The organism is Streptomyces sp. NPDC001617 (genome assembly GCF_053596855.1).
In genome coordinates this window covers 1-19,548 of record NZ_JBSFHA010000118.1, presented here as the reverse complement: position 1 = coordinate 19,548, position 19,548 = coordinate 1, and the positions used below count along the sequence as shown (strand labels likewise).

The following is a 19,548-nucleotide window of genomic DNA, read 5'->3' as shown; positions in this document are numbered from 1 at the left end:
ATGGTGGCGTGGAGGTTCGAGAACAGTGATCACGTTGCGGCCGGGGGCGCAACACGGGCGTGGGGACGTACAGGGTGTGCTGTGGGCCGCGCGACCAGTACCTGCCGAGGCGGAAGCCGTTGATCCAGGCGTTGACCTTCGTCCAGCCGCTCAGGGAGAGGAAGCCGTCGGCCTGCTGCTCGACGTCGCAGGAGCCTCATCGAGTCCCGGCGGAGTGCGCTGCCGGCCGGTGAGCGCAACGCCGTTCGGAGCGACGGGGCCGAGTGGGCCCTTGCGGTCGTGGAGGGCGGGCTCGTGTTTCTCGCGTTCCAGGCCGCCGACGAGTTGCCCGTCCAGGAACAACTGGGCACTGTCTCGGACGTCACCGACCGTCAGCAGTGCGGGGCCGGCGGCGGCCAGGGTGGTGAGGTCGCGGACGAAGCCGAAGTCCTGGCTCAACTGCTCCATGGTCAGCGCCTCCTCCGCGCGCAGTGTCCGCTGCCCGCCGATCTCAAGCACAGGCACGACTGGGCTGCTCCTTGTGGGTGGCGCGGAGCCGGGGCGGGGCGCCCACGGTGTGATGGTGCCCCGCCCCGGTTGGGGAGGTCCGGCGACGGTCAGCCGCCGGTGACGGTGAAGCCCTGCCGGTTCCCGTAGTCGGTGATCCGCTTCTGCCAGGCGGTGAGACCGGCCGACAGGTCGGTGCCGCCGCTGATGGCCTGCCCTGCGGTGTCCTTGAACACCGAGTTCGAGTAGACCTGGAAGGGCAGGTACTGCCAGCCGGGGTTCACCTGGGCGGACGAGGCCGCGTAGACCTGGTTCGCCTGCTGGCCACCGAGGATGGCGATCTTCTTGTTGAGGAAGGCGGGGTCCTTGAGCAGCGCCGTGGTCGCCGGGAAGAGTCCGACGTCGGACAGCGCCTTGGTGGCGGCCGGGTCGGAGTTGAGCCATTCGGCGAAGGCCACCGCTGCGGCCTTGTTCTTGCTGGTCACCGGGACGGCATTGGAGGAGCCGCCGTTCTCGGCGGATGCCGTGCCGCCGGCCTCCCACTGCGGGACCGGGGCGGCGGCCCACTTACCGGCGGTCTGCGGGATGGTGGCGGCGATGGGCCCGGCACCCCAGGCGCCGGCGATCCACATGGCGTACTTGCCGCTGGACATGCCCTTCCACCACTCGTTGGTCCAGCCGGGCGTGGGGTCGACGAGGTGCTTCGACAGCAGGGAGGTCCACAGGGTGCTGACCTTCGTGGCGCCGGGGTCCTTGAGGTTGAGCGAGACCTTGGAGGACCCCGAGGTCTGGAAGGGCTTGCCGCCCGCCTGCCAGATGAGGCTGTCGACGCCGCCGGCGTCACCCGGGTCGATGGAGGCGATGTAGTGGTTGGGGTTCTTCGCGTGGATCTTGGCCGCGTCGTCGGCGTACTCTTTCCAGGTCTTGGGGGGTTGCAGCTTGAGCTTCTTGAAGATGTCGGTGCGGTAGAACATGGTCAGCGGGCCGGTGTCCTGGGGGACGCCGTAGACCCCGCCGTTGGTGGTGACCTGCGACCAGGCGGAAGCGGTGAACTTGTCCTTGAGGGACTGGACGTTGTAGTCGTTGAGGTTCACCAGTTGCTTCGACAGTGCCATTTCCGGCAGCGCGAAGTACTCGACCTGGGCGATGTCGGGGCCGCCGGTGCCGGCCTTGATGGCGGTCTGGAGCTTCGTGTACTCGGCGGGTCCCTGCCCCGCGTTGACCACGTTGACCTTGATCTTGGGGTGCAGCGCCTCGAACTTGGCGACGATCGGCTTGAGGTTGGGCGCCCAGGTCCAGAAGGTCAGCGTGGTCGGCTTGTCGAGCGCGCCGGCCGTCGGGGCTGCGGCCGGGTGCCCGGATCCGGAGCCGCCGCAGGCGGTCAGTGTGAGGGCCAGCGCGGCAACGGGCGCGGTGGCGAGGAGGATCCGTCTGCGGGACGGGCGGGTTGGGGACATGGCGGTGGTGCTCCTTTGCGCAGGGTGTGCGGTGGAGAGGGGCACGGGGCGAAGGGAAACCCCGGGGTGGGGAGAACTACTGCTTGACGCTTCCGCTGGCGAGGCCGGACTGCCAGAAGCGCTGCAGGAAGAGGAAGGCGACGATCAGGGGCACGATCGCCAGCACACTTCCGGTGACGATGAGCGGGTAGAGCTGGGCCGTGCCGACCGTGCTCTGTCCGCTGGCCTGGGTGTTCCACTGGTTCAGGCCCACCGTCAGGGGGAACCAGTGGGGATCGCTCAGCACGATCAGCGGCAGGAAGTAGTTGTTCCAGGTCGCGACGAGCGCGAACAGCAGCACCGTGACGAACCCGGGAGCCAGCAGACGCAGCGAGATGGTGAAGAAGGTCCGCAGCTCGCTGGAACCGTCGATACGGGCGGCTTCGAGCATGGAATCGGGTACGGCGTCCAGCGCGTAGACCCGCATCAGATACAGGCCGAACGGGCTGGCGAGCGCCGGGATCAGCACCGCCCAGGGCGTGTTGACGATGCCCATCTTGCTGAACATCAGGTAGGTGGGGACGGCCAGCGCGGTGGTGGGGATGGTGACGGCACCCAGGACCATGGCGAACAACGCGCTCTTCCCGCGGAACTCGTACTTCGCCAGCGCGTAACCGCCCGCTGTCGCGATGATCGCCGCTCCGCCGGCGCCCACCACCGAGTAGAGCAGGGTGTTGCCGAACCAGCGGAGGTAGATGCTGTCGTCGTAGGTGAGGACGTCGTGGACGTTCTGGAAGAAGTGGAAGTCGTCGCCGAACCACAGGCCGAAGCTGGAGAACAGGGACTTGGTGTCCTTGGTGCTGCTCATCAGCAGCCAGAACAGGGGAAGCAGGGTGTAGCCGAGCATCAGGAACATGGCCGCCGTCAGCGCGGTGCTGCCGCGCCGCCGCGAGGCACGCCGGCCGGAAGCAACGGGACGGCCGGGGCGGGTGTTGCGCCGGTGGGTGGGGGCCGTGGCGGTGGCGGTCACAGGACGCGCTCCTTCCGGGCGCTCCAGAGCTGGACCGCGTAGGCGATGATGGCCGTGACCACGCCGAGCAGGACGGCGACGGCGGCCGAGTAGTTGAACTGCTGGCCGTTGAACGCCAGGTTGTAGGCGTACATGTTGGGCGTGTAGCTGGTGGTGAGGACGTCGGGAGCCAGCGACTGCAGGATGTTGGGCTCGTTGAAGAGCTGGAAGCTGCCGATGATCGAGAAGATGACGGTCAGCAGCAGCGCTTGACGCAGCGCCGGGATCTTGATGCTCCAGGCCTGCCGGACCGCTCCGGCGCCGTCCATTTCCGCGGCCTCGTACAGCTCTTCCGGTACCGCACGCAGCGCCGCGTACAGGATGAGCATGTTGTAGCCGACGTACTCCCAGGTGTTGATGTTGCCGATGGAGGCGAGCATCCAGGACTTGGACAGCAGGTCGGGCATGGCGACGTGGAGGGCGTCCCCGACCTGGTGGACCAGGCCGAAGTTCGGGCCGTACAGGTACCCCCACATGAGGGCCGCCACCACGGCGGGGACCGCGTAGGGGATGAAGATGCCGATCCGGAACAGGCCGGCCCAGCGCAGCCGGCCGCTGTCGATGATCAGTGCGGCGAGCAGTGCGAGGCCGAGCATGATCGGCACCTGCACGGCGAGGAAGAGCGCCACCCGCGCCAGCCCCACGCGGAAGAGGGTGTCGCCGAAGGCCCGGGTGTAGTTCTCGAAGCCGACGAAGACGGTGCCGCCGATCAGCTGCTCCTGGAAGAGGCTCAAGTAGACCGCGTACAGCAGTGGGGCGGCAATGGCGATCGAGAAAACTACCAGGAAAGGTGCGAAGAGCACATAGCCGAACCGGCCGTGCGGGGAAGTCACCCCCCGGCGGGGCGGACGTGGGGGCGATGACAGCTTGCTCAAGGCTCTGGTCCTGTTCAGGCGGTACTGATGGGCCCGTGTTTGCGCAAACACGCTTGACTGGATGGGAGAGTGCCCGTGCTCTCTCCCGCGTGTCAAGAGGGTGTTACCAAAAGGAATCCGACGGGTGTCCAGTGGGGTCGAAGGTCCGGTTACGGTGCATTCCGGGCACTTCGAAGCCCTGACCTCCCCGTCTGAAGGTCCCAGGGGCACCGCATCCACGCCTGAATTGACTCCCAGAGGTGTTTGCGTCAACATCCGCAGTGAGAGCGAGCAGCCTGGACGGGCGAGGAGATCAAGGTATGAGCAGGGCAGGGAGCACCTCGGCCGGAGCTGCCGCTGAGGGAGTCCCTCCCGCGCGCACACGGCCGCCCTCGCAGGCGGACGTCGCCGCGCTGGCCGGTGTCTCCAGCCAGACCGTCTCCCGGGTCGCCAACGACAAGTCCAATGTCGACGAGGAGACCCGGCAGCGCGTCCTGGCCGCCATGCGGATGCTGGGCTACCGCACCAACACTGCCGCCCGTGCGCTGGCGACCGGCCAGTTCCGGATGCTCGGCGTCATCAGCTTCGACCTGAGTGCCCACGGCAACGCCCGGACGCTGCAGTCCATCGCCTCGACGGCCCAGGACGCCGGGTACTCGGTCAATGTCGCCGTGGTCAAGACCGCCACCGAAGGGGCGGTACGACAGGCGTTCTCGCAGCTCACCAGCCAGGCCGTCGACGGCATCGTGCTGATCGAGGCCCAGATCCTGGACCGCCCCGAGCTGCAGCTCCCTCCCGGAGTCCCGATCGTGATGGCCGACGGGAACCCTGGCCAGCGCTTCCCCGCGGTCGACAACAATCAGTTCGTGGGCGCCCGCGCCGCCACCGAGCACCTGCTCTCCCTGGGGCACGCCACGGTCTGGCACCTCGCGGGCCCACAGGACTCCTACTCGGCCCGCCACCGGGTCACGGCCTGGCACACGGCACTGAAGGAAGCCGGAGCCCCTGTCCCACCCGTGAGCTACGGCGACTGGAGCGCCGAGTCCGGCTACGCAATCGGCCGTGAATTCGCCGCCCGGGACGACATCACCGCGGTCTTCGCGGGCAACGATCACATGGCGATCGGCCTGATCCGGGCCTTGGCCGAGGCCGGTCGCACGGTTCCGGACGACGTGAGCGTCGTCGGCTTCGACGACATCGCCGAAGCCAGCTACCTCCAGCCACCGCTCACCACCGTCCACCAGGACTTCGAGGAAATGGGCCGTGCCTGCGTCGCCCTCCTGCTGCGCCAGATCGAGGGCGGCGAGTCGATCGCGGGACTGGTCGACTCCGTCGAGCCCCGCCTCGTCGTGCGCGCGAGCACCGCGCCGCCCTCGAAGCGCCCCAGGACGAAGAAGTCGTAGGAGCCCCTCTGGGCGGCGTCCCTAGATGGGATCCTGAACAAACTCTTGAATACCTTGGCAGGCGACAGCAGACCCAGCGCAATCCGACATGTTTGCGCAATCACCAACATCCACGAGCCTCATAGGATGAGGCTCGGCATACGGTGGGCTGGGCCAGCTCTGATCGGCCAGCGCAGGTCAGAAAGATGCGCTAGCTGTACCACTGGTTTCTGGCGAAAGCGGTGATGTGCGGCATGGCAGTTCCCGTCCCTGCCGGCGGGGCGTCGTCGCCCCGCGTGCCGTGGCTGGAATCAGGGTCGTGAGGCTTGTATCGGCTCGACAAGACGGCTTCTGACAGGCGGAAGGACTTCTGTAAAGAGGCTGGTCAGATCCCTGTTCTGTCAGCCCCTGGTCGCCAGAGCAGGTGGCCCGGGTGGTGCTGTTGTTCGGTTCGCGCTTGGGTTACCGGTAGTTCGTTACTGACTTCGGCTCGTCAGGGTGACGTTGGGATGTCGAGGGCGAGGCCGGTCCCGGTGATGAAGCCGTCGAGGGTGTCGGGCCGGTACTGGAGGCGTTTGAGCCGGTTACGGACGAGCGCTTCTAAGCGGTCGAGGGCGACGACGGCGAGGTTAGCCAGGCTGCGCTTGACGTGCGCTCATACCCCCTCGACCGGGTTGAGGTCGGGCGAGTAGGCGGGCAGCAAGAACACCGTCAGCCACTCACGCTCGGCGATCAACTCATGCATGGCGTGGGAGACGTGGGTGTTCAGCCGGTCCCACACCAGCACGATCGGCGCCTTGACGAGCTGGTGGGTGCCGTCGATCAGCGCGATGAAGTCGCGCTCGCCCATGCTGCGGCGCTTGCCCTTGCCCGCAGGGTGGGTGCGCAGGCGGTGGCACAGCCGAGTGCGGGAGCCCGGCCGGATCGCGATGAGTCCCGCCACCGACCGGCGCCCCGAGCGCCGCCCGCTCTCCGTCACCTGCGGTGTGTGGCCGCGCCGGCCCCAGGTGCGTCCTTTGGGCGGCCGCCGGGTGAAGCCTGCCTCGTCCTCGAAGCAGACGTAGCCTGGTCGGCTGCGATGGCCGACCTCTGCGGCGAGGCGGGCTCGTTGCGTGGCGGGCCGTAAAGCCTCCGGTCGCATGACCACGCCCTTGCCGTCGACCTCCATGATCAGCAGCACATCCCGGCTGGAGGGGACGGGGATGTGCTGTTGGTAGAAGGAGTCGATGTCACCAGACGCGGCGGCCACGAGCTGTTCGAGGCGACGCTTGCCCAGCACTCTTCCGCAGCGCCGCTCAATCGCCGTCTGAGCCTGGTCGAACGAGCCCCGCACCGCCTCGAGGAGTGCGAGCCGCCGCAGGCCCATCGAGTGCTCGCCCGAAGGCAGCGACAGCGCCCGCATCGGCCGGATGGACATTGGCCATCGCTGGATCCCGATACGCCATGCGCTCCACGTGCACCAGGCCGAACATGCAGGCCAGCCAGCGTGCGTGACCTGTCTCCCGCCACGGACGCAGCCGCCCGTCCGAGCTGACCACCCGTGGCCGCGCTTCCCGCCGCGCTGCCTCTTCTTCCCTGCGAGCCCGCAGATCCAGATGGTCCTGCAGCAGCTGCCACAACAGCCCTCGCCCGACCTGCTCCAGGTGTTCCTCCAGCTCAGCATGGGTCCACGACTGGGCTGGCTTGCCTTGCAGGGTGCATAACAGCGATTCGAAGGAACTGACCGAGCGGACAAACACGTCAGCACTTCACGCTTGTGGCATACGGTTCCTTCCCGGGGCTCTTCTCGTGCTGCGTCGATTTTGTTGGCACCTTCGACTCTAGGGAGAAGAGCCCCTCCCTCAGGAGGAGTTGGACGCTGTTTCCGCCTTGCGGCGAGCCGGAACGAACAGGCCCGGATCCCCCTCGACCAGCCAGCCCCTGGCGACCAGCCGCTTCAACTTGCCCCGCGTGCCCCTCGATCTTCCCCACCTCGACGGGCAGCCGATCCTCGGCACGACCTGCTTGGCCCGCACCGGTCCAGGCGCATCCCGGACCACCTCCACGATGTCCCGGTAGATCCTCGGGAGTGCACTCGTGTCCATCCCCGGCCGCCAGTGGGGCACCGCCAGCATCCCACCACCTGCCGCTCGGCTCCGGCGTACGCGGATGGCTGCTGGGTCTCGTCCGCCGCTGCGGCTTCTGGCTCCGTGTCCATCGAGGCAGATGCACCAGCTGACATCTCGGCCATCACCTCGGACACCGTCTCCCGAGCGATCCGCAACCGTTCCAGATTCTCCCGAGCCGCTTCCAACCGGGCGGTCACTTCGGCCAGTTGCTCCTCAAGATCCTCCACACACACCCGGGCAGTCGCCTCCCGGGCCTCCAGCTCCGCGAACAATGAGCCCATCCCAGTCGCCTCCTCCACCGCCACGGTAGAGAGGGACTCATCCGAGCACACCCCGATCAGCCTCGATCTACGGCTACTTCCCATCAGAGGAACCGCACCCATCGCCAAAACTATCCTCACCCTGGAGCGGCAACGCTGAAGAAGCTCAGTTGAGCAGTATTTCTGTGCATGCGTCCACCGCGGTCACCCCTGGATGTGGCTGCTACGTGCACCGGCGTCCTATGTGGTGATGCGGACGAGGCGCTTGTGGCAGCAGATAGCCGCGGCGAGCCCGAGAAATGCCAGGTAGTTGCGGGGATGACGCTCGTAGCGGGGGCTGCGTCTGCGGTAGCCGGACAGCCACGACATCGTCTTCTCGATCACCCACCTGCGACGGCCCAATCGTTCGCTGGACTCGATGCCTTTGCGGGGGATTCCTGTGGCCGGGGCGTGCAAATGCACTCTTCGGCCCCGCAGTTCATGGAGTGGGGGCCGCGCTCCCGGCCAGGGCGCGGCCCGTCGCCTCAAAGGGTCCGCAACGGCTACACCCAGCCGCGTTGAGAAGCCCGCATCCCCAGCTGGAACCGGCTCGCCGCCCCCAGCCGCTCCTGCAGCTCGCTCACCCGCCGCCGCAGGGTCCGCAGACTCACCCCCAGATGGCGAGCCACCGCCTCGTCCTTCATTCCGGCCGCCAGCAGCCGGGTCAACGTCCTCTCGCTCTCGGAGAGTTCACTGTCGTCGGCCGCCTGGCCCAGCGGAGCCGCCTGCTGCCAGGCCATCTCGAAGAGCTTCTGCAGGGCCTCGGTCACCGCCGAGTGCCAGACCACGACCGCGCAGTAGCCGCCGGCCACGGAGGCGGTCAGCGGCAGCAGCGCCCGGCATCCGTCGACCACCAGCAGCTTGAGCGGCACGGAAGGCAACACCCGGGCCTGCTCGCCGAGTTCGACCATCCTCAAGGCGCGGGACAGGACCTTCGGATCCTCCAGGCCGGTCGCCGCGTAGATCCCTCGAGAGACGATCCCGCGGTTGAGCAGATCGGCCTGGAGATCCACCTGTGGAGCGGGCGGGGCGAGATACGGCGGTGTGTCGAAAAGGCACACCTCGTGCTCCGCGCGCGCGTACATCTCCTCCAGGCGTGCCGCGATGGCGCCCTCGCCAGAGGCCACCTCGATCAGCCGGGACGGCTCCTCGCGCAGCAGCCCTGCCTCGTACGCGGTCGCCATCTCCTCGGCGGTGGCGGCCAGCAGTTCGGACTCCGTCTCGCGCCGCCGGATCAGCGCGCGGATCGCCACCCGGGGGTCGACCGCCCGTAATCCGCCCATGGAGTCCGGTGGTTGCAGCAGCCCGAGCGTGAGCAGCCGGTTGCAGGCCTCGCGGACCCGGGCCGGGGAGGCACCGGTCAGCAGCGCCCAGCCGGCCGCGCCGGCGTCGGGCTGGCTGAGGATGGCCTGGTACAACAGCTCGTCGAACGCGGAGACCCCCACCGCGGCCCAGGGGCTCGCGGCAGGGGTCTCCCTTGCCGTGTCGTATGCCGTGTTCACCATGGCCCGGCACGGTAGACGATCTTTGTTAAGAATTTTCGCAATGTTTGGCGGCGGTCGCCTACTTCAGGCCGAACGCCCGTACGACCGTCTGGTCGACCGTGTTGCCGTCCCGGTCGGCGGCCCGTACGCGCAGCGACACGAACCCGGCCCCCTTCTTCGGGTGCTTGAGCTCCGCCTTGCCGTTCTTGACCTTCACTTCCTTCCAGGAGGTGCCGTCGTCGTACGAGACCCAGGCCTTCAGGGAACTGGCGGTGACGCCGCCCGACTGATTCCGGACGGAGAGGCCGAGTTTCGACGTGTGCCCGGTCTCAGCACTGTTGAGGAGGTTGAGCCCGGCCACGTCGTAGTCGACCGAGAGCAGCCCGAGCGCCGTCTGCTGGTCCGTGTGCGCCGAGGCGAAGGACCATTCGGTGTGGGTGCCGGTGGAGTAAGCCGCCCAGTCGGCCGTGCGCTGCGTGTCGACCACGAGGCGGTACGAGGACTTCGCCGCCGGGACGGTGAAGGCGCCGTAGCCGCCGAGTGCGGTGTCGCCGACCAACTGCCCGTCCGCGTACAGCTTGCCCTTCGCGGTGTCCAGGACGTTGTCCACGGATCCGTAGTGGTCCGGTGTGGAGTCGCTCAACTCCGGGATGCGGAAGGTGAGTTTGTCACCGGTGCGCTGGGAGAGGCCGTACCGCTGAGCGGTCGCCGGGCGGACGACCTGGCCCAGCCAGTCCTCATCGGGCTGCTTGCCCGCCTTGTCGAAGGTCCGCAAGGCCCCCCACTGAGGCTGGGTCGCCTTCCAGTTGGGATAGACGGCGTGCCAGATCCGGGTGTCGGAGACGTTGTAGTACTCGGTGCGCTCCGTGCCGAGCTGTACGTTGCTGGTGGTCGCGATGTCGGCCCCCTGCCAGGGGCGGTACCGGTACACGGCGTCCTTGCCGACATCACCGGCCCGGGCCCCGTGGTAGCGAACCGTCTGCTTCACCGTGTTGGAGCTGTTCAGGTTGTACGTCTGGTTGGCCGAGACGGCCCCCACCTGCGGGAACATCACGTTGTACACGTACGGACTGACCGGAGTGCCGGTCAGCTTCAGCTTGACCTTCTTCCCGCTCTTCAGCAGGGCGCCGAGCTTCGCGCCGTCCTCGCCGGTGGCGAGCATCAGCGGGATGGTCATGCTCTGCACGGAGCCGAGCCAGTACCCGGGCGTCTCCTGGTAGGCGAGGACGTAACCGGCCCCGGCCGCGGTCGCGTTGGTCAGTGCCTCGTCCGCCGTCGTACCGGCGCTCACGTGGACGACCGCCACCTTGCCCTTGACGTCGAGTCCCTTGAAGTCGGCCGCGGTTCCGGCGCCCGCGTCCACCGCCCGCACTGTGTGATCACCGCTGACCTTCACGGGGAGGCCGCTGTACGTCTGCGCGTAGTCGAGGGGAAGCGCGTACTTCTCCGGGCTGGTGACGCTCGCCGTCAGCTCCTTGGCGTACAAACGGAACTTCGAGGAGAACTCGAACATGCCCTGGGTGACCTTCTCGGTGGGCGCCACATAGACGTGGTCGGTCCACCAGCCCTGGCTGTAGGCCACCCCCAAGCCAGTGCCCGGGCCTTCCCGGTGCCAGGTGGTGGTGAAGCCGCGGAACTCGGAGTCCTCCTTGGTCTTCGGCTTGATCTCGACCGCCTTGCGGGCGTCGAGGACGACCTCGGTGTCCTTGTCGACCTTGATCTCCGGATCGCCGACGATCGAGGTGTTGATCTCCAGTCCGGCCGCGTCCCGCTGGGAGATCCAGGACGCCGTGGAGTACGTACCGGCCGGCACCTTGAAGGTGTAGCCCTGGCCGATGAACCCGTAGGTGTCGGGGTACGCGCCGTTCAGCTCCTGCAGCATGAAGAGCGACGCGGAGGTGGACGGCTTGCCGTCGCGGCCCAGCAGCGACACCTTCAGGTCGTAGGTCTTCGGCAGCTTCTCGAAGCCGACGGCCGTGGTGACGAGGACACCGTCGGCGCTCGCGGTGATGTGGCCCGTGTACCGGCCGACCGCCTCCTTGGCCGGGTCGACCGTGACCGAGACGGTGGCGGTGCCCTTCGCCGGGACGGTGACCGTGTCCGCGTTCAGTGCGGCGTCGTGAAGTGACGAGGACACCTTCAACTCCACCGCTTTGTCCGTGGTGTTGGTGTACGTGATGTCCTTGGTGGCGACCTCGGTGTCGGCCTCCTCGTACTTGCCGAAGCTCAGTGTCGGGGTCGCGAAGACGCCCTGATTCACCGCCCGTACGGCGTCGACCCGGCCGTCGCCCTGCTCGAAGACGCCGGCGTCCGGCATGGTCTTCGCCGTGGTCGCCAGCGCCTGCTTGATCTGCTGGCCCGTCCAGTCCGGATGGGCCTGGGCGACCAGCGCCGCGGCGCCCGCGACGTGCGGGGTCGCCATCGAGGTACCGCTGGACGTCGTGTAGTAGTCGTCGACCGGCGTACCCATGGTGGTGCCGGCGGCGCGGGCCGCGGTGATGTTCACGCCCGGCGCGGTGATCTCCGGCTTGATCGCGGAGTCGCCGGCGCGCGGGCCCCGGCTGGAGAAGGAGGCAAGTTTGTCGGACTTGTCGACGGCGCCGACTGTAAGCGCCGAGTCGGCGATGCCCGGGGTGCCGACGGTCTGCTCGGCCGGACCGGAGTTGCCCGCCGCGATCACGAAGAGGGTGCCGGTGGACTCGGACAGCTCGTCGACGGTCTCGCTCAGGATGTCGGAGGGGCCGGTGGCGTCACCGCCCAGGGACATCGACACGATCTTCGCCCCGGAGTGGGCCGCCCAGTCCATGCCCGCGATGATCCACGAGTCCTGGCCGTGGCCGGTGTTGTCGAGCACCTTGCCGACGAACAGATCAGCGCCCGGCGCGACGCCCTTGCGCTTGCCGTCCGAGGCCGCGCCGGAGCCGACGATCGTGGACGCCACATGGGTGCCGTGGCCGAAGCCGTCCTGCACCGTCTCGTCCGGTACGAAGCTCTGCGTCTCGGCGATCTTCCCGGCCAGATCCGGGTGCCCGGTGTCCACGCCGGTGTCCAGGACCGCGACGTCGACGCCCTTGCCGTCGTAGCCCGACTTCCACACCTCGGGTGCGCCGATCTGCGGCACGCTGACGTCGAGGGACGCCTGCACCTTGCCGTCGAGCCAGATCTTGTCGATGCCCTCGCCGAGCTGCTTCGCGGCCTTCGTGGTGGGTGCGGTGCCGAGCGCGGGAGCGATGTCGGCCCAGAACGAGGTCGACTTCTTCGCGCTCAGCGCGGCCCCGTCGATCGCGGGCAGCTTGAGCGTCCGGCGTGCGCCCTCGGGGGTCGCGCTGCCGCTCTTGTACGTCGCGATCACCGGCGTGGTGCCGGTCTTCGAGTCCGCGTACCCCTGCTTCACGAGCTGGGTGACGTTGAACAGGGTCGGATCGAGACGGCCCGCCTTCACCAGCGGGATCGCGTCCGCCGGCAGGACGCTGACCTCGCCGTCGCGCTCGGTGGACAGGAAGGTGGCGGCCTCACGGCCCTTGCCGCGCTCGATGTCGACGGCGGACTTGCCGTCGGGCCCGGTGGTGACCGAAACCGTGTCGCCCGTGATGAGGGTGACGGTCTGGGTGTCGGCGTGTGGTGCCGGCGTGGTGGCCGGCTGGTCGAACGGGGACGCGGGACCGGCCGCCGCGGGCGTGACCGCCCCGGCGAGCAGCCCGGCCGCTCCTGCCACGACCCAAAAGGCGTGGAGTCTTCGCATGTGTGGACGTCCTCCCCTGAACGCTGAAACGCCTCCGCTCTCGTGGAGCGGAAGCCAGTACTCAGAGTGAGTGCCGTGCGCAAAGCGACTCAAGTGATTGCTGTGGCCAGGGAGTGCCAATGCCTTTCTCGGCCACGAGGGTTGACGGGCGGACAGGGCGTCGGCGGGGCTCGTCCTGTGACGGTGACGGGGTGCGTCGCCGCATCCTCAGGCGCAGCCGGATCACGGCGCGCTGATGGGGCCCGTGGGGCAGATTGGGTGCGGGGGCTGCCGACAACGATTCTTGCTTCTACGGTGCTGGTATGGGCAAAGAACGGGGTGCCCCGACTGAGGGCCTTGACCCAAGGCCGGGTAGTTGGCGTATTTCCGCTGGTGGCAAGGGAGTTCGGTGTCGGGTAGGAACGCGGGCAACGGGGCCGCGTTGGTCAGGTAGTCCGCCAAGACTTCCGGCCGTTGAGGAGCTGAAGCGCTCCGGGTCTGATGGAGGCTCTGAAGCGCCCCGGGTTCGGTAGAGGTGGCGGACTGTCCCTGGTGGGGCGGTGCCCGGGCGGGTCATGCTCGGGTGAGCACGATCTTCTTTCCACCGGCCCGTCCGGTAACCACCCGGGCGAACGCAGCCGGTCCTTCGCTCAGCGGCAGGGATTCCGGTGCGAGTTTCAAGATTCCCGAGGCGGCCTGCTCTGCCAGCTGGACAAGCTGCGTGGCGTTGGGCTCGACGTAGAGGTCCCAACTCGTGATGCCTCGTTCCTCCGGAGGCGCGTCCGAGGTCAGGGAGCACAGTCGGCCGCCATCCCGCACCAAAGGCAGGGCGGCGTCCGCCGTGCTGGTGGCGATGATGAGGGCGGCCTCGAACCCGCCGCGTACCTTGGCCGACCAGGTCGGGTCGTGGTAGTCGACGACCTCCATCGCTCCCAGACCGAGCAGGCGCTCTGCGGCGGCAGCAGACGCGGTCGCGGTCACCTCGATGCCCTTGGCCGCAGCGAGCTGGATGGCCAGGGCTCCGGTGGCCCCGCCTCCGTTGGTGATCAGGAGCCGGTGTCCTCGGCTGAGGCCCAGCTTCTCCAGGGCCTGCACCGCGGTGAGTCCGTTGACCGGCAGCGCCGCCGCGTGCACGGCGTCCAGCCCGGGTGGGCAGCCTGCTGCGTGATCCGCGTTGATCAAAATGCGTTCGGCCCAGAAGCCGCTTCCCCCGGGCAGCGGGGCCTCGTGTGCGAGCACCCGGTCGCCTACGGCAAACCCGGTGACACCCGCGCCGACGGCCAGCACCTTGCCCGCGCCCTCCACTCCCAGCGCCGCCGGCGGGCGCAGCCCCACGTCCCAGCCAGCGCCGTCTAGCAGTTCGTCCCACGGGCCGACCCCGGCCGCCTCAACCGCCACCAGGATCTGGCCGGGCCCGGGAGAGGGCCTGGCGGCGCATCAGCTCGCGGCCCGGACGGTACCGCTTGCGGTGGTGCCAGGACGCCTCCACCAGCAGCCGACGGGCGTGACTGTTGCCGGTCTTGGTGATCGGACCCTGCACCCGACGCTCTCCGCTGGAGGCCTCCGAGGGCACCAGTCCCAGATAGGAACCGATGGTGGCGCCGGTGAACCGGTGCCAGTCGCCGACCTCGACGGCCAGACCGAAAGCGGTCAGCTTGCTGATCCCGCGCAGGCACCCCAGCCGCCCCACCACCGGCGCGAACGGCGAGGCAGCGGCCATCTGCTCGATGGCCCCGTCCAGCCGCCCGCGGCGGGCATAGGTGCTCAGCACGGTGTCGAAGGCTTCCTCGAAGGCCAGTTGCACACCGAGCCGGTCGAAGGAGAGCGAGCGCAGCCAGCCCTCGTGCTCCTGCGTCCAGGCCGTGCCCTGCCACACCAGGCCATAACGCAGCAGCAGTTTGGACAGCCGGCGCCTCGCCCGCATCAGATCCCCGCGCACGTCTTCACGCGCTCGCACCAGATCCCGCGCGGCCTCCTCCGCCTCGGTGGGCACCCGCACGACCGGGACTTCCCCGATCCGCAGCAGCCGGGCCAGCCGCTCGGCATCCCTCCGGTCGGTCTTGACCCGGTCACCCGGCGGCCGCTCGACCTTCGACGGCGTCACCACCACCCACCGCACACCCGCCGCCGTCAACGCCCTGGCCAGCCCGAACCCGGTCGGCCCGGCCTCGTACGCCACCGCCACCGGAGCGGGCAACGACGCCACCCAGGCCAGCACCGCCTCCGTTTCCGGCGCCAACCGCAGCGACCGGATCTCTCCTGAAACTCCATCGATCGCGGCCCCAACGACCGAACGGGCGTGAACATCCAGCCCGGCATACGTACGCTCGAACATGGCCGGCACCTCCCGCAATTGCGGCTCTACCGCCACTCAGAGTGGCGGCAACCCGCGCCAACTTGCGAGTGAGGCGCCGGTTCTCCATACGGTCTAGTGGCCCAGGCATGTGGTCCACTTGAAGAGTGACTGAATGGGCCAATCGTGGAATAGATCTACACCTGGACCTTGGGTTGGGTCGGGGCGTACGTCATCGTGTCGAGGAGTGAAAGTGCCGCTCACGCTGCCGCAGCAGGCGGTCCCGCAGCTCATTCGACACGATCCACGGCGACGTCCCCACATCGAAACCTAAGGGTCAACTCCCTTCTCAGACACGGCGATCAGCGCCGATTCACCTCATTGCGTTAGCAGTTGTTCGCCGCTGTTCGATGGACTGCTGCCAGGAGGGGCCTGGGTGTAGGCCACTCAGGCCGCTTGGTGCTCAACTCGTAGATGCACACCGGCTATCGGTGCAGCTTGCGCGACAGTCAGGTGGGCGATGCCTACATGGGGGGACGATTGCCTTCTCAGTAGGAACGTCGCCGAGCGAGGACGTCAACGTTGCGGGTCTGCTTTGTAGAGATGACCAGCTTGAACCAAGTTGCCTTCCCCGCCGAGCAGGGATTCGCGCCCCACCCTGTGGCCAATGCAACGACGAGGAACAGGCCGCGCCCATGCTCGTCCGTGGACGGGGGCTGAGACGGAGCTACCGGGGTGGGGTCGGCATCAGTGACTTCCACGCGGAGCCGCTACCCGGTCCACCGTACACACACCACGTATGCGGCCTTCGTGTACGTGCCCGCGTTCGCGACCAGCTCTCCAGTGAGCGGCTTCAAGACATGGGTCAGTTCTTCGTCCAGGGCCGGCCCGAGCTTCTGAGCACGGTCCACAACATGGTCCCGTGCTGCTGCACCGCCTCCTCCAGAGCCGGCCCACTCTGGGGCTACGTCACCCCGCTGTAGATCCGGCAGCGACAACGAGCAAGGACACGCCCTCGCGGCGTAAGCATTGAGTGTCCAACATCACGGGAAGACTTCTGATTCAGGATTGAGGCGCGCTAACGAGGCATCAAAGGCCAGGTCAGTGACCATACTTGAGGAGGCGGGGACGTCCCGCGGTGGCCTGATGGGGAGCGGCAAGGTGAGTGGTGTCGGCGAGGGGCTGGCCAAGGCTGAGGTGCGGCTCAAGTGGGATCCAAGTCCGTATGGGGAGCCGCCTCGGCACCTCGACATCATCGCCGCGACCTACTCGGCGGACGATCCCTACGGGCGTCCGGTGTACGTCGTTCATTACGAGAGCCGGTCGCCGGACGGCACGATCAACATGAGCCGGCACAGCGAGACCGGCATGGGCTTCGGGTTCGTCGAGGCGATGGCGTTGGAGTTCGACCGGATGTCCTCCGCCTACGGGCGGGTGGTGGTCGGCGTGGCCATCCACCAGGACGGCGGGCCCCGTACGTTCGGCGACATCTCCAACGCCGGGGTGGTCGTTCTTGAGGGTTACCGGCAGCTGCTGGCCGACGACTTCGGGGGCGTCGCCGATGCCACGGCCGCGACGGTCGCCGAGTTCACCTGGGACGCGGCCGGCGCGTGGGAATTCCGGAAGATGGTCCGGGGATTCGACAGTGACCCGGTGCTCTTCACCGCGGAGATGGGCAGCGTCGGGCAATGAGATCGTTTCATCCTGAAGTTGCAAGTCACGGGGCTGGTGTGGCCGGTCATGGGCGTGCTCATGCTGGTCGGCGGCGTGATCGGTAGCAGCTGATCGTCTGGTCATGGAGTGATTCGCCGGAACTGGGGCCGCGGGGAGTCCGTGCCGTCTACTGCCCACGGAATCAAGGGAGTTCACGGGGCGGGAGAGGGGGGCGGAGGGTGGCCGCGGTGCTGACGTGGGTGATTCAGCGGCGGGTCGTGCTGGCGGACCGGGTCGAGCAGCTGCGCAAGGAACTCGCGGAGGCGGAAGCCGAAGCGGCCCGCCTGACGGCGGCCGCAGCAGCGGGCCGTTGCAAGGCGCGAGGCACACCAGCGCCACCGTCGGCGGCCGAACACGTCGGAGAGGCGCTGGAGCGGATCGCAGCCTAGGTGGCGGCGCAGCGCACTTGAAACGCGCTGCACACACGTGTCGTGCCTCACTATCGGGGCCGCTGGGCAACCCTTCCGGAGCTGGAATCTTCTCCTTGGGATGAAGATCCTGAAGAGGCGGCCTCGCCTACTCATACTCCTGACCCTGGCCGTGGTGGCGGCCGTGACGGTGACCGTCGTCATGGTCATCCAGGCGAACAAGATGGAGACGCTCTCCCCGCGCGAGGAACGTGACCGGGCTGCGTCTGGAGCAGTCGTACCGTCGGGGCAGGTGGACTGCCGGAAGGTCAAGTGCATCGCGCTCACCTTCGACGGCAACCCGGGCGAACCCACCGACCGACTGATGGACCTCCTGAAGGAGTACAAGGCGCCGTCGACGTTCTTCCTTGAGGGCCGGCGCATCCACAAGTTCCCGGACGTGGTGCGGCGGATCGCCAAGGACGGCCACGAGATCGGGGACCACACCTGGACGCACGCGGTGCTGACCGATGTCTCTGATGCGCAGATCCGCGACGAGCTGCGCCGCACGGCACGGGCCATCTCCAGTATCACCGGCAGCGAGCCGACGCTGATGCGCCCGCCCCAGGGCCGCACCGACGACCGCGTCTCCAAGGTCTCGAGAGATCTGGGGATGGCGCAGGTGCTGTGGACGGTGACCGCGAAGGACTACGAGACGGACGACACCGCGCTGATCACCAAGCGCGTGCTCGCGGGCGCCGGCCGCGACGGGATCATCCTGCTCCACCCGCTGCACAAGGGCACCGTGCCGGCCATGCCTTCCATCCTGAAGGCGCTCAGCAAGCAGGGCTACACCTTCGTGACCGTCTCCCAGCTGCTCGCTCCGGCCAAGGCCGAGCCCGGCAAGATCTACAAGTGACTGACTGACGTGCGGAGCGTACGCCTTCTTGGGCCCCTCGCCACCACGGGAGCGGCGGCCACCGGTTCCGCCGAACTCCGGTGACTCGTTCGGCATCCCATTTCAGGTGTGGCCGGTCGTGGGGGTGCTTGTGCTGGTCGGCGACGGGATCGGTAGCAGGTGATTGCCCGTCACCGGGAGACTTCCGTGCGGGTGAGGATGAGCAGGGCCCGCAGCAGTGCGCTGGCGTGACGGAATTGAGGCGGAGCTTGGTGAGCACGCGCCAGTTCTTCAAGTCGGCGAAGCCGTGTTCGCTCGCGGCGCGTTCGCGGGCCACGAGCTTGTTCGCCTCCTCCTGCGCGGCGGTCAGCCGTCGGCCGCGGGCGGCGCGGTAGCCGGTGATGATCACCGGGTTGTCGGGGTCGTCGTCGAGGCCGAGGAAGCCAAGGTCGGCGAACGCGCCGATGCCTGCTTCGCGCAGGTGGGCGGTGATGCGGTCGTGCCGGGCGGCAGTGACGTCATGGGTGCGGCCGCGCCGGGCGCCCGAGACCCATATCAGATTGCCGTGCTCGTCGGTGAAGGCGAGGACATGCAGGCCGTGCATCTTGCGTTTGCCGGAGTAGTTCGGGCGGTTGTCGGTGCCGGGTGGGTATCAGGGTGCCGTCGATGAGCACGACGGCACCGCCCCGCTTGACGATCTTCTTCAGGGTACGGTCCAGGTTCGCAGATCCCGAGGGCTCGCCGCCACCGCCCGCGAAGCCGGCGCCGCCGACCCTGAACAGCTCGGCGAGCAGCTCGCGCTGCTCATCGACGGCGCCGCGGCCCGCACCCGGGTCCTCAACGCCGACGCCTTCCCCACCGCCGCCGCCATCGCCGCCGTCCTCATCGACAATGCCATCCCCGCCAAAGCCAGCGATGACCGGCGACGGGAGGAAGTGCCAAGTTGACTTGGCACTCCGTGGCCGGGCTGGACGCGCTGCCGGTCGCGCGGCTGCACCCGCTGGTACGCGACACCAGCCGCCCGGCACCTGGCCCGGACCTGCTGGCTTTTACGGAACTGGCCGCTCGCCCACGCTGCCGTAGTGCTGAACAGCCTCAGTGCTCTGCCGGACACCTCAACGGCACGGGAGCCCTGTGTGTTGCGGACCTCGCCCTCACCCTGCCACCGTCACCGGATCAGTGGCCACGCTGAAAATGCTCAGTGAGCCAAGCTCCGACGAGACAGACCCCTCCCAGCGAACATCCGCCGTTTCCCACCGCGGGTCTGAGCTTTTTGCCGACGTCAGGCTGGGATCACGGGCGGCGGCTACACACGCTCAGCTGGCCAAAGTTCCCTGGTGGACATACATCCGCCAGCCCGTCTCAGGGCTTGATCAAGTTCCCTGAGCGTCCGGGTTGGTGATGCCCAGGAGCGGGAGGGTTCGTTCGGGCTGATCGCGGATTGCGCGGGTGGTCTTG

At 68.1% G+C, this 19,548-nt stretch carries 15 protein-coding genes and 4 pseudogenes; 5 read left to right on the top strand and 14 right to left on the bottom strand.

Features of this window, described 5'->3' with window-relative positions; all coding sequences use genetic code 11:
- Positions 1-103 precede the first annotated feature (103 nt).
- The 5 genes and pseudogenes from ACWC09_RS47830 to ACWC09_RS47810 all read right to left on the bottom strand — a co-directional run.
- Positions 104-154 (bottom strand): annotated as a pseudogene (locus ACWC09_RS47830) (hypothetical protein); the annotation flags it as partial.
- Positions 151-504: a hypothetical protein gene (locus ACWC09_RS47825; RefSeq protein ID WP_450858056.1), complete on the bottom strand. Its 354-nt coding sequence runs from the start codon at positions 502-504 to the stop codon at positions 151-153. The pseudogene ACWC09_RS47830 and the gene ACWC09_RS47825, both read right to left, overlap by 4 nt.
- 92 nt (positions 505-596) lie before the next feature.
- On the bottom strand, positions 597-1,943 hold the full coding sequence (locus tag ACWC09_RS47820) for an ABC transporter substrate-binding protein (RefSeq protein ID WP_450858054.1): 1,347 nt from the start codon (positions 1,941-1,943) through the stop codon (positions 597-599).
- A gap of 76 nt (positions 1,944-2,019) precedes the next feature.
- Positions 2,020-2,952, bottom strand: a complete 933-nt coding sequence (locus ACWC09_RS47815; protein ID WP_450858052.1) for a carbohydrate ABC transporter permease — start codon at positions 2,950-2,952, stop codon at positions 2,020-2,022.
- Positions 2,949-3,824 carry a carbohydrate ABC transporter permease gene (locus ACWC09_RS47810; protein ID WP_450858051.1) on the bottom strand — a complete coding sequence of 292 codons (876 nt, stop codon included), beginning with the start codon at positions 3,822-3,824 and terminating at the stop codon, positions 2,949-2,951. The genes ACWC09_RS47815 and ACWC09_RS47810 overlap by 4 nt, the downstream gene beginning before the upstream one ends.
- Positions 3,825-4,165: 341 nt before the next feature.
- On the opposite strand from ACWC09_RS47810, the gene ACWC09_RS47805 reads away from it, so the two are divergent.
- Complete coding sequence (locus ACWC09_RS47805) at positions 4,166-5,248, top strand: LacI family DNA-binding transcriptional regulator (RefSeq protein ID WP_450858049.1); 1,083 nt, start codon at positions 4,166-4,168, stop codon at positions 5,246-5,248.
- 472 nt (positions 5,249-5,720) lie between these two features.
- Here the strand turns inward: ACWC09_RS47805 and ACWC09_RS47800 are convergent.
- The 8 genes and pseudogenes from ACWC09_RS47800 to ACWC09_RS47765 form a co-directional block, all read right to left on the bottom strand.
- Positions 5,721-6,966: pseudogene (locus tag ACWC09_RS47800) on the bottom strand (transposase).
- 102 nt (positions 6,967-7,068) lie between these two features.
- Positions 7,069-7,341: a hypothetical protein gene (locus ACWC09_RS47795; protein WP_450858047.1), complete on the bottom strand. Its 273-nt coding sequence runs from the start codon at positions 7,339-7,341 to the stop codon at positions 7,069-7,071.
- Between the two features lie 494 nt (positions 7,342-7,835).
- Positions 7,836-8,030 (bottom strand): annotated as a pseudogene (locus tag ACWC09_RS47790) (transposase); the annotation flags it as partial.
- A 107-nt stretch (positions 8,031-8,137) separates the two neighbouring features.
- On the bottom strand, positions 8,138-9,139 hold the full coding sequence (locus tag ACWC09_RS47785; protein WP_450858046.1) for a helix-turn-helix transcriptional regulator: 1,002 nt from the start codon (positions 9,137-9,139) through the stop codon (positions 8,138-8,140).
- A gap of 58 nt (positions 9,140-9,197) precedes the next feature.
- On the bottom strand, positions 9,198-12,860 hold the full coding sequence (locus ACWC09_RS47780) for a S8 family serine peptidase (protein WP_450858044.1): 3,663 nt from the start codon (positions 12,858-12,860) through the stop codon (positions 9,198-9,200).
- 552 nt (positions 12,861-13,412) lie between these two features.
- On the bottom strand, positions 13,413-14,237 hold the full coding sequence (locus ACWC09_RS47775; RefSeq protein WP_450858042.1) for an NADP-dependent oxidoreductase: 825 nt from the start codon (positions 14,235-14,237) through the stop codon (positions 13,413-13,415).
- Entirely contained in the window at positions 14,227-15,174 is a 948-nt protein-coding gene (locus tag ACWC09_RS47770) for an IS110 family transposase (RefSeq protein ID WP_450858041.1), read from the bottom strand. The genes ACWC09_RS47775 and ACWC09_RS47770 overlap by 11 nt, the downstream gene beginning before the upstream one ends.
- Positions 15,175-15,367: 193 nt before the next feature.
- Positions 15,368-15,485, bottom strand: a pseudogene (locus tag ACWC09_RS47765) (IS5/IS1182 family transposase); the annotation flags it as partial.
- A 793-nt stretch (positions 15,486-16,278) separates the two neighbouring features.
- On the opposite strand from ACWC09_RS47765, the gene ACWC09_RS47760 reads away from it, so the two are divergent.
- From ACWC09_RS47760 to ACWC09_RS47750, 3 genes are all read left to right on the top strand, one after another.
- Positions 16,279-16,824: a TerD family protein gene (locus ACWC09_RS47760; protein WP_450858067.1), complete on the top strand. Its 546-nt coding sequence runs from the start codon at positions 16,279-16,281 to the stop codon at positions 16,822-16,824.
- 209 nt (positions 16,825-17,033) lie between these two features.
- Positions 17,034-17,234, top strand: coding sequence for a hypothetical protein (locus ACWC09_RS47755; RefSeq protein ID WP_450858039.1), 201 nt, complete (start codon positions 17,034-17,036; stop codon positions 17,232-17,234).
- Between the two features lie 100 nt (positions 17,235-17,334).
- The gene (locus ACWC09_RS47750; protein ID WP_450858037.1) at positions 17,335-18,111 is read left to right on the top strand and encodes a polysaccharide deacetylase family protein; all 777 of its coding nucleotides are present in this window, start codon (positions 17,335-17,337) and stop codon (positions 18,109-18,111) included.
- Here ACWC09_RS47750 and ACWC09_RS47745 read toward each other — a convergent pair.
- Positions 18,029-18,694 carry a transposase family protein gene (locus ACWC09_RS47745; protein WP_450858035.1) on the bottom strand — a complete coding sequence of 222 codons (666 nt, stop codon included), beginning with the start codon at positions 18,692-18,694 and terminating at the stop codon, positions 18,029-18,031. The genes ACWC09_RS47750 and ACWC09_RS47745 overlap by 83 nt on opposite strands.
- Before the next feature lie 28 nt (positions 18,695-18,722).
- On the opposite strand from ACWC09_RS47745, the gene ACWC09_RS47740 reads away from it, so the two are divergent.
- Entirely contained in the window at positions 18,723-19,037 is a 315-nt protein-coding gene (locus ACWC09_RS47740; protein WP_450858033.1) for a hypothetical protein, read from the top strand.
- Positions 19,038-19,548 lie beyond the last annotated feature (511 nt).